The sequence below is a fragment of the Massilia sp. Bi118 genome (assembly GCF_918697865.1).
GTDB lineage: Bacteria > Pseudomonadota > Gammaproteobacteria > Burkholderiales > Burkholderiaceae_D > Telluria.
In genome coordinates this window covers 70,870-84,598 of sequence record NZ_CAKKMV010000016.1, presented here as the reverse complement: position 1 = coordinate 84,598, position 13,729 = coordinate 70,870, and the positions used below count along the sequence as shown (strand labels likewise).

Annotated in this window: 10 protein-coding genes; 7 read left to right on the top strand and 3 right to left on the bottom strand. The window is 70.3% G+C overall.

Going from position 1 to position 13,729, the window contains the following annotated elements; genetic code table 11:
• Window position 1: 1 nt before the first annotated feature.
• From LQV39_RS21390 to LQV39_RS21360, 7 genes are read left to right on the top strand one after another with little or no spacing between them, the layout of a single operon-like run.
• Window positions 2–1,894 carry a type VI secretion system Vgr family protein gene (locus LQV39_RS21390; RefSeq protein ID WP_230028847.1) on the top strand — a complete coding sequence of 631 codons (1,893 nt, stop codon included), beginning with the start codon at window positions 2–4 and terminating at the stop codon, window positions 1,892–1,894.
• A gap of 17 nt (window positions 1,895–1,911) precedes the next feature.
• A complete protein-coding gene (tagH, locus tag LQV39_RS21385) occupies window positions 1,912–3,468 on the top strand; it encodes a type VI secretion system-associated FHA domain protein TagH (RefSeq protein WP_230028845.1) in 1,557 nt (518 codons plus the stop codon).
• A gap of 15 nt (window positions 3,469–3,483) precedes the next feature.
• Window positions 3,484–4,815, top strand: coding sequence for a type VI secretion system baseplate subunit TssK (tssK, locus tag LQV39_RS21380; RefSeq protein ID WP_230028843.1), 1,332 nt, complete (start codon window positions 3,484–3,486; stop codon window positions 4,813–4,815).
• 6 nt (window positions 4,816–4,821) lie between these two features.
• On the top strand, window positions 4,822–6,144 hold the full coding sequence (gene icmH / locus LQV39_RS21375; RefSeq protein WP_230028841.1) for a type IVB secretion system protein IcmH/DotU: 1,323 nt from the start codon (window positions 4,822–4,824) through the stop codon (window positions 6,142–6,144).
• Window positions 6,145–6,154: 10 nt separating this feature from the next.
• A complete protein-coding gene (gene tssM / locus LQV39_RS21370) occupies window positions 6,155–9,706 on the top strand; it encodes a type VI secretion system membrane subunit TssM (RefSeq protein WP_230028839.1) in 3,552 nt (1,183 codons plus the stop codon).
• Window positions 9,700–10,380 carry a type VI secretion system-associated protein TagF gene (gene tagF, locus LQV39_RS21365; RefSeq protein ID WP_230028837.1) on the top strand — a complete coding sequence of 227 codons (681 nt, stop codon included), beginning with the start codon at window positions 9,700–9,702 and terminating at the stop codon, window positions 10,378–10,380. The genes tssM and tagF overlap by 7 nt, the downstream gene beginning before the upstream one ends.
• Window positions 10,381–10,382: 2 nt before the next feature.
• Window positions 10,383–10,832, top strand: coding sequence for a hypothetical protein (locus LQV39_RS21360; protein WP_230028835.1), 450 nt, complete (start codon window positions 10,383–10,385; stop codon window positions 10,830–10,832).
• A 9-nt stretch (window positions 10,833–10,841) separates the two neighbouring features.
• On the opposite strand, the gene LQV39_RS21355 is transcribed toward LQV39_RS21360, so the two are convergent.
• The 3 genes from LQV39_RS21355 to LQV39_RS21345 are packed head-to-tail and all read right to left on the bottom strand — an operon-like array spanning window position 10,842 to window position 13,717.
• Entirely contained in the window at window positions 10,842–11,393 is a 552-nt protein-coding gene (locus LQV39_RS21355) for a hypothetical protein (RefSeq protein ID WP_230028833.1), read from the bottom strand.
• Between the two features lie 22 nt (window positions 11,394–11,415).
• Window positions 11,416–12,246 carry a PP2C family serine/threonine-protein phosphatase gene (locus LQV39_RS21350; RefSeq protein ID WP_230028831.1) on the bottom strand — a complete coding sequence of 277 codons (831 nt, stop codon included), beginning with the start codon at window positions 12,244–12,246 and terminating at the stop codon, window positions 11,416–11,418.
• A gap of 19 nt (window positions 12,247–12,265) precedes the next feature.
• Window positions 12,266–13,717 carry a serine/threonine-protein kinase gene (locus tag LQV39_RS21345; RefSeq protein ID WP_230028828.1) on the bottom strand — a complete coding sequence of 484 codons (1,452 nt, stop codon included), beginning with the start codon at window positions 13,715–13,717 and terminating at the stop codon, window positions 12,266–12,268.
• Between the last annotated feature and the right edge of the window lie 12 nt (window positions 13,718–13,729).

Here is a 13,729-nt window from a genome sequence, read left to right as displayed (position 1 = left end):
TATGGATGCCATCCAAGCGCACCGCGAAGCAAGAGTCAAGACCGCACTGGCGGAGGACGTCCTGCTGTTCGCCGGTATGAGCGGCGTGGAAGAACTCGGCCGCCTGTCCGAGTTCACGGTCAGCCTGCTGTCGGAGGACGGCAACGTCAAGATCGCCGACGTCCTCGGCAAGCCCCTGACCGTCGAACTGAGCACCAGTCCCGATGGCGATGTCCGCTACTTCAACGGCATCGTCACGCGCTTCCGCGGCACCGGCTGGCGGGGCGCCTACGCCACCTACGAGGCGACCGTCCACCCCTGGCTCTGGCTGCTCACGCGCGCCTCGAACTGCCGCATCTTCCAGGACAAGTCCGTCACCGAGATCGTCAAGGAAGTGTGCGAGGCCTACGGCGGCGTGGTGGCGCTGTCGGTGTCCGCGCTCAGCGGTGAATACGAGGCCATGCCCTACTGCGTGCAGTACCGCGAGAGCGACTTCGACTTCGTCTGCCGCCTGCTCGAGGAAGCCGGCATCTATTTCTATTTCACCCACGAGGTGGACAAGCACACGATGGTGCTGGCCGATTCCTACGGCGCCCACCAGGCGATCCCGGGTTACGACGGCCTGAAATTCGCGCGCGCCCAGTGCAGCGGCGACTGGACCGACGAAAGCGTATCCGAGTGGACCACCGGCGGCGAGATCGCCAGCAGCAAGGTCGTGCTGAACGATTTCGATTTCGAGAAGACCGCGAACTGCCTGAGCGGCGGCCTGCTGTCCACCGCCAACGTGGCGGCCGGCTTCAGCCAGGCCTCCTACGAGATGTTCGACTACCCCGGCGACTACAGCGTGGCCGCCGCCGGCAACGCGCTGGCGCGGGCGCGCATCGAAAGCCTGCACGGGCAGTGCGAGCGGATCGATGCGCTCACCAACGCGCGCGGCCTGTATCCGGGCGGCCTCTTCACGCTGGCCGACCATCCGCGCGACGACCAGAACCGCGACTACCTGGTCACCTACGCCCGCTACGAGCTGGTCGGCAACCAGTACGAGAGCGGCGGCGGCGGCTTCGACTTCCAGTGCCGGATCGCGGCGATCGGCAAGGAGCATCCCTACCGGCCGTTGCCCGTCATCGCCAGACCGGTGGTGCGCGGACCGCAGACCGCCATGGTGGTCGGCAAGGCCGGCGAGGAGATCTGGACCGACAAGTACGGCCGCATCAAGGTCCAGTTCCACTGGGACCGCGTGGGGCAGAGCGACGAGAACAGTTCCTGCTGGGTGCGCGTGGCCCAGGGCTGGGCCGGCAAGGGCTGGGGCGCCATGAGCCTGCCGCGGATCGGCATGGAAGTGGTGGTCAGCTTTCTCGAAGGCGATCCCGACCGGCCGCTGGTCACCGGCTGCCTGTACAACTCGGATGCGATGCCGCCCTACGAGCTGCCGGCCGAACAGACCAGATCGACGGTCAAGAGCCGCTCCTCGAAGCAGGGCGAGGGTTTCAACGAATTGCGCTTCGAGGACAAGAAGGGCAGCGAGGAAGTCTTCATGCACGCCGAGCGCGACTTCCTGCGAGTGGTGAAGAACGACGATGTGCTGAAGGTCGGCTTCGAGACCGCCGACAAGGGCGACCAGACCATCGATATCAAGAACGACCAGGCCCTCACCATCGGCCATGACCAGACCGTGAAGATCGACGGCAAGCAGGCGGTCAAGGTCGCCACCACCATCGTGATCGAGGCCGGCACCTCGATCGAACTGAAGGTGGGCGGCAGCAGCATCAAGATCGAGGCGGCCAAGATCACCGTCAAGTCGCCCGAGATCGAGATCGCCGCGGACGCCAACGCCAAGGTGAAGGCGGGCGCGATGATGGAGATCAAGGCGGGCGGCGTGATGACCATAGGCGGTTCCCTGGTGCAGATCAACTGAAAACCTGAAGCGATGCGATGCAGCTGACATTACGAATCCTGACCTACCGTAACCAGCCGGTGCCGCCGGCGCCGGCCGTGGCCTTCGGCGCCGAGGGCGGCAGCATCGGCCGCTCCCTTGAAAATGCCCTGGTCCTCGACGACCCGAGCAAGTACATCTCGCGCGTGCACGCCCGCGTGCTGGTGCAGGACGGCGCCTTCGTGCTCGAGGACATGGGCAGCAATGCCAGCGTGGTCAACGACCGGCCGCTGGGCAAGGGCAAGCAGGTGGCGCTGGCCCATGGCGACCGCGTGCTGATCGGCGACTACCTGCTGCAGGCGGTGGTCGACGCGACGCCGGCGGCGCCGTTGCTGGCGCCGGCGCCCGCCAACAACCCGGCGCTGCCGCTGTTCGAGCCGCCGCCGCCCGCTCCACCGCCGCAGCTGCCGCCCCTGGAAAGCCTGCAGTCCGGGCCTGCGACCGTGCCGCGCTCGCAGGTCCACGGGGAGGCGCCCGCTCAGGTATCCGCGCCTGCCTTCCTCGACCCGCTGGCCGGCGCCAGCATCCTCGACGTCGCGCCCGGCCAGCAGCGCGGCATGGCCGATCCGCTCGGCCTGAACCTGTTCGCGCCGGGGCCGGGTTCCGGCCAGCCGCCGCGCGCCGCCGAGAGCGACCACGTGTCGCCGGAACTGGCGGCCATGCCGCGCAGCGCCACGCTGCCGGGACTGGCCGTGCAGCCGGCGCCGGCGCCGAAACCGGGCATCTTCGCGATCCCCAACGATTACGATCCGCTGGCCGATTTCTTCCCGTCGGCGGCCGCCGAGACGGCGACGATCGCCCCGGCGCCGGCCGCCTTTGCGCCGGCGGCCACGATACCGGTGGCCCCGCCCGTGACGGCCCAGGCCGCGCCGCTGGCGGCGGCACTGGCGGCGCCGGCCCTGCAGGCGGCGCCCGCTGCCGCTGCGCCCGCTGCCGCTGCGCCGGTCTACGCGGCCGCCTCCGACAGCGAAGTCCTGGCGGCGCTGCTGCGCGGCCTTGGCCTGCCCGACCTGAAGCTGCAGCGCCCGCCGGTGGAGATCGCGGAGACGGTCGGCGCCATGCTGCGCGAAGCCACCGCCGGTACGATCGACGTGCTGATGGCGCGCGCCGCCACCAAGAAGGAGAGCCGGATCGAGATGACCATGCTGTCGGTGCGCGCCAACAATCCGCTCAAATTCTTCCCGAATGCGCATGGCGCGCTGACGCAGATGCTGACCTCGAACCTGCCCGGTTACATGCCGCCGGTGGAAGCCATGGCCGGCGCCTTCGACGACCTGCGCGCGCACGAGCTGGCGGTCATCGCCGGCATGCGCGCCGCGCTGTCAGCGGTGCTGGAGCGCTTCGATCCGGCCCGGATCGAGGCGCGCCTGGCGGAACCGACGGTGATGGACAAGATGCTGTCCTCCAGCCGCAAGGCCAAGATGTGGGACCGGCTGGTGGAACTGTACGGAGAAATCGTGCGCGAGGCCGACGACGACCTGCAGCGCCTGTACGGCGAAAAATTCTCCGAGGCTTACGAAGAGCAGGTGGCGCGCCTGCGCAGCGCACGACAATAAAGGGAAGAACAGTCTATGGCGTGGAAGAACAAGGTGGTCTGGTCCGAAGGCATGCTGCTGCAGCCGCAGCACCTGCAGCAGCATGACCGCTATTGGCAAAGCCAGCTGGAGTCCAGGGTCGCCGCGCTGCGGCCCTACAGCTGGGGTTTTTCGGAACTGAAGTTCGACGAGCACCAGCTCGCGCTGGGCAAGCTCGCGCTGCGTTCCTGCAGCGGCGTGCTGCCCGACGGCACGCCCTTCACGCTGCCGGCCGACGACGAGCTGCCGCTGCCGCTGGATATCCCGGCGGACGCGCGCAACGTTTCGGTGGTGCTGGCGCTGCCGTTGCGCCGCCATGGCATCGCCGAAGTGGCGAACGCCGAGAGCGCCGACAGCTTCGCGCGCCATCGCACCGCCGACTACGAGGTCTGGGACAGCAATGGCCTCGACAACAGCGCGCTGCTCCAGGTGGGCAAGCTGCGCCTGCGCCTGGCGCTGGCGCCCGAAGTGGCGAACGCCTATGCGACCCTGGGCGTGGCCCGCGTGGTCGAGCGCCGCGCCGACGACCGCCTGGTGCTGGACCCCGATTACAGCGCGCCCTGCCTGGACTTCCGCGCCGCGCCGCGCCTGGCGGCCTTCGCCGACGAGCTGGTTGGCCTGCTGCACCAGCGCGGCGACCTGCTGGCCGCGCGCCTGTCGCAACCCGGCGCCACCGGCGTCGCCGAGATCCAGGACTTCCTGCTGCTGCAGCTGCTCAACCGTGTCGAGCCGCTGGCCATCCACCTGGCCGGCGCCAGCGGCGTGCATCCCGAGACCCTGTACCAGGCCCTGGTGTCGCTGGCCGGCGAGCTGGCCACCTTCACCGATCCCGGCAAGCGCTGCGCGGCCTACCCGGCCTACCGCCACGACCAGTTGGCCGAGAGCTTCGCCCCGGTGATCGCCGACCTGCGCCGCGCGCTGTCGGTGGTGATGGACACCCAGGCCGTGCCGATCCCGCTCGACGAGCGCCAGTTCGGCATCCGCGTGGCGGTGGTGCCGGACCGCGAGCTGCTGCGCTCGGCCACCTTCGTGCTGGCGGTGAACGCGCACATGCCGCCGGAAGTCCTGCGCGGCGGCTTCCCGGCCCAGGTCAAGATCGGCTCGGTGGAGCAGATCCGCAACCTGGTCAACCTGCAGCTTCCCGGGATCGGCCTGCGGCCCTTGCCGGTGGCGCCGCGCCAGCTGCCTTTCTATGCCGGCTATACCTACTTCGAACTCGACAGCGGCAGCGAGTATTTCCAGCAGTTGCACCAGTCGGCCGGCTTCGCGATGCACGTGGCCGGCGATTTCCCGGGCCTGCAGATGCAGTTCTGGGCCATCAGGAGGTAAGAAGCCATGAGTACGCCGGATAGCCCCAAGCCGCCGGACCCGGAAGCGACCATGCTGGTGCTGAACCCCGGCGGCCGCCGTTCCGCTGCGGCCGCCGCCGCGGCGGTGCCCATACCCGCATCGGCGCCGCCGCCGGAAGCGGCGATCCCGGTCCACAGCGTCCCGCCCGGCAGCGGCCTGAATCCGCTGGTGCGCGCCGCCAACCCGCTGCTCGACCTGGTCGTGCCGCTGCGCCATACGGTGCAGCCGCCCGACCTGGGCCAGCTGCGCGAACGGCTGGCGCTGGCGATCCGTACTTTCGAAACCGAGGCGCGCGAGGGCGGGGTGCCGGCCGAGCAGATTGCGGCCGCGCGCTATGCACTTTGCACCCTGCTCGACGAAGCCATTGCCGGCACGGCCTGGGGCAGCGGGGTGTGGGGTTCGCGCAGCCTGCTGGTGGCCTTCCACAACGAGGCCTTCGGCGGCGAGAAATTCTTCCTGGTCTTGCAGCGCCTGAGCGAGGACCCGGCGCGCCACCTGGATCTGCTCGAACTGATGTACCTGTGCCTGGCGCTCGGCCTGGAAGGGCGCTTCCGCATGGCCGAGCAGGGCCAGTCCCAGCTGGCGACCCTGCGCGAACGCCTGCTGCAGCTGATCCGCCAGCACCGCGGGCCGGTCGAGACGGATTTGTCGCCGCACTGGCGGGGAGAAGCCGCGCCGGCGGTGTCGCCGCTGCGCCGCACGCCGCTGTGGGTGCTCGCCGCCACCGCCTGCGTGCTGCTGGTGGTGGCGCAGCTGCTGGCGTCCAGCTTCCTCAACCGCGCCTCCGATCCGGTGTTCGCCAAGCTCTCGGCCCTGCGCCAGGAAGGCCCCGGCGTGCCCGCACCTGCTGCAACGCCGGCCGCGCCGTCCCGGACCGCGGGCTTCCTGGCGCCCGAGGTGGCCAAGGGGCTGGTGACGGTGACGGAAAATGCCGGCCGCACCACCATCACCATCCGCGGCGAAGGCATGTTCGACTCCGGCAGCGCCGAGGTCAACCCGGACCTCAACGGCCTGCTCGGACGGATCGGCGAGGCCCTGGCGACCCTGCCGGGCAAGGTCATCGTGATCGGCCACACCGACAATACCCGGCCCGGCCTGTCGGCCCGCTATCCGTCCAACTACGACCTGTCCAAGGCGCGCGCGCAGAGCGTGATGGCGGCGCTGGCGCAGCGGGCCGGTCCGCCCTCGCGCTACAGCGTGGAAGCGCGCGGCGACACCGAGCCGCTTGTGCCGAACGACAGTCCGGGCGCGCGGGCGCGCAACCGCCGCGTCGACGTGGTGGTGCTGGCGCCGGCCAGCGCGTCCTGAGGGGGCCAACATGAAGAAACTCTTTTCCTGGCTGTTCAAGCGTCCGGTGCTGGCTTTCATCGGCGTCGCCTTTTTGTCGCTGGTGTTCTGGTTCGAAGCGCCGCTGCTGGCCTTCGACGGCAAGGAGCCGTTTGCCGGCAGCGGCGTGCGCTGGACCATCATCCTCCTGATGTTCGGCGCCTGGGCGGCCTGGTATGGCTGGAAGGCGCTGAAGGCGCACCTGGCCAACCGGCGCCTGATGGCCGGCGTGGCGGCGGCGAACGCGCCCGCGGCCCAGGGCGCGGCCGGCAGCGCGCCGGAGGCCTTGCAGGAACAGCTGGCCCTGCAGCAGCGCATGAAGCAGGCGCTGGAGGTGCTGCGCAAGGCGTCGCCCGGCAGGCGAGGGTGGGGCAGCCAGTACCTGTACCAGCTGCCCTGGTACATGTTTGTCGGCGCACCCGGCAGCGGCAAGACCACCGCCCTGCTGCATTCCGGCCTGCGCTTCCCGCTGGCGGAGGCGCTGGGGCCGGGCGCGATCGGCGGCGTCGGCGGCACCCGCCAGTGCGACTGGTGGTTCACCGACGATGCCGTGCTGCTCGACACGGCCGGGCGCTACACCACCCAGGACAGCGATCTTGAAGTCGACCAGGCCGGCTGGCACGGGTTCCTCGGCCTGCTCAAGAAACACCGGCCGCGCCGCCCGATCAACGGCATCATCGTCGCGCTGAGCGTGGCCGACCTCCTGCAGCAGGGGCCGGCGGCGCGCCAGGCGCAGGCGGCGGCGATCCGCGCGCGCATCAAGGAACTGCACGAGCGCCTGGGCAGCACTTTCCCGATCTACGTGACGGTCACCAAGTGCGACCTGCTGGCCGGCTTCATGGAGTACTTCGATACCTTCGGCCGCGAGGAACGCGCCCAGGTCTGGGGCGTGACCTTCGCCCAGGGACCGGGCCGCAACGCCGCCACCGCGCTGGCCGAGTTCCCGGCGCGCTTCCTGGAACTCGAGCAGCGCCTGCAGGCGCGCGTGCTGGGACGCCTGCAGGAGGAGCGCGATCTCCAGCGCCGCGCCCTGCTGTACCGCTTCCCGCAGCAGTTCGCCGGCCTGGGCGAGGTGCTGAAGGGCTTCCTCGACGCCGTGTTCGAGCCGACCCGCTACGAGCAGGGCGCGCAGCTGCGCGGCGTCTACTTCACCAGCGGCACCCAGGAAGGCAACCCGATCGACCGCGTGATGGGCGCCCTGGCCGCGACCTTCGGCCTCGACCGCAAGCTGCTGCCGCCGAACGCGGTCAGCGGGCGCAGCTACTTCATCACCGGCCTGCTGCGCGACCTGATCTTCAAGGAGGCTGGGCTGGCCGGCATCGACCCGAACGTCGAACGGCGCCAGCGCCTGCTGCGCTGGGCCGGCGCCATCGCCGCGGTGCTGGCGGTGCTGCTGTTCGGCGCCGCGCTGGCCACCAGCTATGTGCGCAACCAGCGCACCGTGAACGAGGTCGATGCCCGCAGCGCCGAGCTGGCGCGGCTGGTGAAGGAGGCGCCGGCCAAGGGCACGGTGCTGGACGCGCTGCCCATGCTGAACGCGGCGCGCAAGCTGCCCGGCGGTTACGAGGAGCGCGAGGCCGGCACGCCCTGGCTGGAGCGCTTCGGCCTGAACCAGAGCGACAAGCTGGGCGCGGGCGCCCAGCTGGCCTACCAGCGCCTGTTGAGGTCAAGCCTGCTCCCGCAGGTGATGGCGCGCCTGGAAGAGGTGCTGCGCCGCGGCGACGCCAACAACCAGGAGCAGTTGTACGAAACCCTGCGTGTCTACCTGATGCTGGGCCAGCCGAGTCACCTGGAGCCGGAATCGGTGCAGGCCTGGCTCGACCTCGACTGGCGCAGCAGCCTGCCGCAGGCCACGCCCGCGCAGCGCGACGAACTGGCCGCGCACGTCGGCGCCTTGCTCGACTCGGGCGGCGTGGCCGCCGATCCGCCGCCGCCGGACGCCGCCCTGGTCTCGAACGTGCGCTCGACGCTGGCGATGATGCCGCTGCCTGAGCGCGTCTACAACCGACTCAAGCGCAAGGTGGCGCAGGCCAGGCTGCCCGAATTCAGCGTCAACCGCGCGGCCGGGCGCGACGTCTCTGCGCTGCTGGCGCGCAAGAGCGGCGAACCGCTGACGCGCGGGGTGCCGGGCCTGTACAGCGTTGCCGGCTACCGCGAGCTGCTCAAGCAGGCGCCGGCCGCGCTGGCCGACATCGCCAAGGACAGCTGGGTGCTGGACCGCCGCGAAGCCGAAGGCGCCGTGGCCGGCCTGACCGGCGACCAGATGAACGCCGCCGTGCTGCGCCTGTACTATGCGGACTACATCCGCGCCTGGGACGCGCTGCTGGCCGACGTGCGCATCGCGCCGTTCTCCAGCCTTGACCAGGGCGCCCGCATCACCAACGCGCTGGCCGCCGCCGACTCGCCTTTGAGGTCCTTCCTGGTCGCGGCTTCGCGCGAGACCACGCTGGAAGGCGCCGCCGGCAAGGCCGCGGTGGCGCTCGACAAGGCGGTGCGCAGCAAGCTGCTTGACGCGCGCAAGAAGCTGGAAGCGGCGCTCGGCGCCGACGATGCGCCGCCGCCCGTGGCGGAAACCACCAACCCGGTCGACCTGCATTTCCAGCCTCTGCACAAGCTGGTCGGCAGCAAGGAGGCGCCCGGCCAGCTGGACGCCCAGCTGGCCATGCTGAAGGACGCTTCGCAGTTCTTCGACGCCGCCGACCAGGCCCGCCGCGCCGGCACCCCGGCGCCGGGCGGCGAGGCGCTGCAGAAGATCAAGCGCGCCGCCGAAGGCACGCCGGCGCCGCTGGGCGACATGCTGCAGACCGTCGACAGCGCCGGCTCCAGCCTGACCCTGGGCAGCGAGCGGGCGCGCATCAAGGCGCTGTGGACGGCCGAAGGCGCGCGCTTCTGCGCCGATGCGATTGCCGGCCGCTATCCGCTGGTACGCGGGGTCTCGCGCGACGTCACCGCCGACGACTTCGGCAAGTTCTTCGGCCCGGGCGGCCTGATGGACGACTTCTTCACCAAGAACCTGGCGGCCCAGGTGGACATGTCCGGCAGCCAGTGGCGCTGGCGCGATACCGGCGCCGCGCCGATCGGCATCCCGCAGGACGTGCTGAACCAGTTCGAGCGCGGCGCCCGCGTGCGCGAGATGTTCTTTGCCGGCGGCCGCCAGCCTTCGCTGCGCTTCACGCTCACGCCGCAGGCCGCCGACCCGGCGCTGACGAAAGTCGTGCTGGACATCGACGGCCAGCAGGTGGTCTACACGGCCGGCAGCCCGGCGCAGCCTGTACAGATCACGCTCCCCTCCGGCAAAGGCGCCGGCCAGGTGCATCTGGAAGCGACACCGCCGCTGCGCGCCGACTTGCGCAGCGAAGGGCCGTGGGCCTGGTTCCGCATGATCGACAAGGGCGTGCTGCAGCCGGCCGGCCAGGCCGAGCGCTTCGCCCTGATCTACGAACTCGACGGCCACAGGATGAGCTACCTGCTGATCGCCAGCAGCGTGATCAACCCGTTCCGGCGCGAGACGCTGGAAGGCTTCCATTGCCCCTCGGGATGGTAGCCTTTTTCGGCAAGCTGCCCAGCCACGGCGATTTCGTCGGGCGCCGCCTGCCGCCGGAGGTGAAGGACTGCTTCGACCGCTGGCTGCAGGCCGGGCTGGTGCGCAGCAGGGAGGATCTGGGCGACGGATGGCTGCCGGTCTGGCTCAGCAGCCCGATCTGGCGCTTCGTGGTGGCCGAGGGGGTATGCGGCGAGCAGGCCTGGGCCGGAGTGATGATGCCGAGCCATGACAGGGTCGGGCGCTGTTTTCCCTTGCTGCTGATGGCGGGGATCGCCGGGACGCCTTCGCTGCGCGATTGCCTGACCGTGCACCAGGGCTGGTTTGAACGGCTCGAGGAGCTGGCCCTGTCTTCGCTCGACGAGGCATTCACGCTGACCGCGCTTGATCTCGGCCTGGTCGGGATGGACGACGGCCCGCGCGGCACGGCGCCCGACGCGCCTGGCCAGGCCGAGACCGGCGAGCTGCCGGCCGTGGCCGTCCTCGAAGACGGCCGCTTGCCGCTGCTGGCCGAGGCGCCAATGCCCGGGGCCAGTGCCTGGTGGACCGATGGCTCGGCGCAGGTGCAGGCTTGCCTGGCGGTGTGCCGCGGGATGCCGGCCGCCGCGGAATTCGCGGCGCTGCTGGATGGGGAATGGGCGATGCGGAACTGCCGTCTTGACAAAACAGGAGAATGAATATGCCGATAACCGGAAGAGCGGTTTGCGAAGGCAGCATGGCTGCGGTGGGCGTGGCCTTCGGGGCGATTGCAGGCGCCGGGCCGATGTCGCTGCCGGCCATGCTGGGCGGCGGGGCTGTCGGTTACATCATCGGCAAGGCGGTGTGCAGGTTGCCGGCGCTGCAGCGGGCGTTCGAGCGCTACCTGAACCTGGACGACCTGAACGCGCTGGAAAGGGTACTGGCCGATCCGCCCACGCGCGTGCAGGCGGTGGCCCTGGTCGAAGAGGAGGTCGGCGTCGACCGCGCCAGGGCGGAGCAGATCTGGGACGCGGCCGTCGCGGCGTTCAGGCGCGATCCGGGCGCGGTCCAGGGCAGCGCTGCATTCGCCGCGGCGGCCCGTCATCCAGCGACCGGCGCCGCCAGGCACGGCATCGCCGTGCTGAACCTGACCACGCCGCGGCCGGCCTGAAGCGCGAAGCTAGTGGCCGTGGCGGGACTGGATGAAGGACTGGAGCGGCTGGTAGGCCAGCACCTCCAGGGCCGACTTCGCCATCGGCGAGGCGCCGCCTTTGTCCAGCCGCAGTCCGGGTATGAAGTATTGGGCGAGCTCGAAACCGCCGATCCAGCCGACGACTTCGCCGCCTTCCTGCGTGTCGCCGATGTAGCCGCCGCGCCCGCTGAAGGCGCGCAGGCGCTGGCGCACCGCGACCTTGACCAGCATGTCGGCCAGGCCGAAGCTGTGCGGCACGGCGAGCTTGTTGCGGAACAGTTCCTGGAAGACGCCGCCGACCTGCTGCCGGTCGGCCTCGCGGCCGGCCTGGCGGCGCAGGTAGTCGAAGCTGGCGTCCGACATCCACCATGGCGACGACAGGTTGGTCTCGATATCCTTGTTCGAGTGGCCGATCCGGTAAAGGATGGCGTTGCGCTCGATCTTGACCTGGTCCGGCATCTGGATGCCCGACCTGGCGCGTTCCCTGGTTTTCGCCAGTGCGTCTGCATCGAGAAAGAAATCGTCGTTCGCGCAGCCCATGAAAGTCTCCCTTCCGCGTTGTTCAGCCGTCGCACAGCGCGACAGCCACCGTGATGTTGTCCCGTCCGCCGCAGTCCTTGGCCATCCCGATCAGCCGCCCGCACACCTGATCCAGATTGCCTTCGTTCGCCTGCGCCAGCGCGTCCTCGATATCCCCGTGCGGCACGCTGCCGTGCAGCCCGTCGCTGCACAGCATCAGCACGTCGCCGGCGACGGCCAGGTGCGAGCGCACTTCCGGCGTCACCGAGTTCGAAGGCCCCACCGCCTGCAGCAGCAGGTTCCGCGGCGGCAGCGGGTCGAGCATGCCGGCTTCGAGCGCCTGCTGGTACAGGGTCTGGTCGCGCGTCAGCTGCTCCAGCACGCCTTCGCGCAGGCGGTACAGGCGGCTGTCGCCGACGTGGAAGGCGACCAGCGGCGCGGTGCTCGACGCGCGCCAGAAGCCGGTCAGGGTGGCGCCCATGCCGTCGCCGTCGGCGCGCCTGCGTGCGCAGTTCTGTTCGTAGAGGCTGGCGTTGGCGTGGCTCACCGCCGCGTGCAGCAGGCGCACCGCGGCGGCGGCCGGATCCGACCAGGTCGCATCCGGATCGGCCGGCACGGTGGCGTCGAGGTCGACGGCCGGCAGGTGGGGCGCGTGCAGCGCCAGGTAGGCGCGCACTTCGGTCAGCACCCCGGCGCTCGCCACTTCGCCGGCGGCGTGGCCGCCCATGCCGTCGGCCAGCATCGCCAGCCCGAGCGTTTCGTCGAGCAGGAAGTTGTCCTCGTTGCTGCTGCGGACCGGGCCGATGTCGGTGGCGCCGGCCACCAGCATGCCCGGCAGGCGGTGCAGGCGCGGCGGCGAGAGGGGAATCGGCATCGTCATTGCTGGGACCCGGTCATGTTGAGGAACTGGCGCCGGCGTCCGCGAGGAAGCGCGTGCGCTCGCCAGGATTGTCGATGTGGCCGGCGAGCAGCTGCAGGAAGGCCTGCTTGTCGCTGGTCTGCTTCATGGCGCGCCTGACCACCACGCGGCCGATCGGGCCGATGATGGCCACCAGCTTGTCGGCGGTCGCGTCGGCATAACCCGTGTCGAAGCTCTCCGGGCGCGGCGGCCGCGACACGGCGGACGCCAGCCCCGGCTGGGCTGCGCCGGACAGGCTGGCCTGGCCGGACGCGCGGGTGGCGCCGCTGCCGGTGCCGCTGGCGTCCAGCTTCTTCCTGATCTGGGCGAGGGCCTGGCCGAACTGCTCCCGGCCGACCTCGGAGGGAATATGCGGCAGCAGCAGCTCGGACAGGTGGTCCAGGCCCTCGGCCTTGTCGGCGACTTTCTTGAGCAGGAAGCGCGCCATCGGGCCGATCTGGCGCGCCAGGCTGGCCTCGACTTCCGGCAGGGCTTCGCGCTTCCACGGTGTCATGGTCGCGATACCGCTGCTTTCGGCAAGCGCTGCCGGCGCGGCGGGCATGGCCGGCATGGCCGGCGCCAGCGCGGTACGGTCGTCGCTCGCCAGCCGGGTCGCATCCGGGTCGGCTTCGCTGCTCCTGGCGGCGGCCAGCAGCGCCTCGTGGAAGGCGCGCGCGCCCGGGTAACGCGCTTCCGGCTGCTTGGCCATCGCCCTGGCCAGCAGCGCGTCGAAGCACGTGCCGAGCGCAGGCAGGGCGTGCGAAGGCGGCGCCGGCTCCTCGTTGAGGATCTGCTGCATCACGATCGAGGCCGTGCCGCTGAAGGGGCGTGCGCCGGTCAGCAGCTGGTAGAGCACGATGCCAGCCGAGAACACGTCCGAGCGGCCGTCGATGGCGTCGCCGCGGAACTGTTCGGGCGACATATAGCTCGGCGTGCCGACCATGGCCCCGGCCTGCGTCAGGGTCGAGGATTCGATGCGGGCGATGCCGAAGTCGCTGATCTTGACCTGGCCGGCGCGCGTGATCAACAGGTTGGCCGGCTTGACGTCGCGATGCACCACGCCGCGCGAGTGGGCGTACTCCAGGCCCTTCAAAAGGTCGCCCATCCAGGCCAGCACCCTGGGCAGGTCGGTGGGGCGCTCTTGCGCCAGCAGGGTGTCGAGGCCGACGCCGTCGACGAACTCCATCGCGATATACGCCGACTCGGCATCCTCGCCGTAGTCGTAGACGGTCACGATGTTGGGGTGGTTCAGGCGTCCGGCGGCCTGGGCCTCGTTCTTGAAGCGGTCGATCAGGTCGGCCTGCTCCTTTTCCGAGAACATCTCCTTGCGGATGGTCTTGAGCGCGACCACGCGTTCGATCCACGGGTCGAAGGCCTTGTAGACGACACCCATCGCGCCCTTGCCGAGGATGCTGTCGATCCGGTATTTGCCTAGCTGTCCGATCATGCGCCTGCCGTC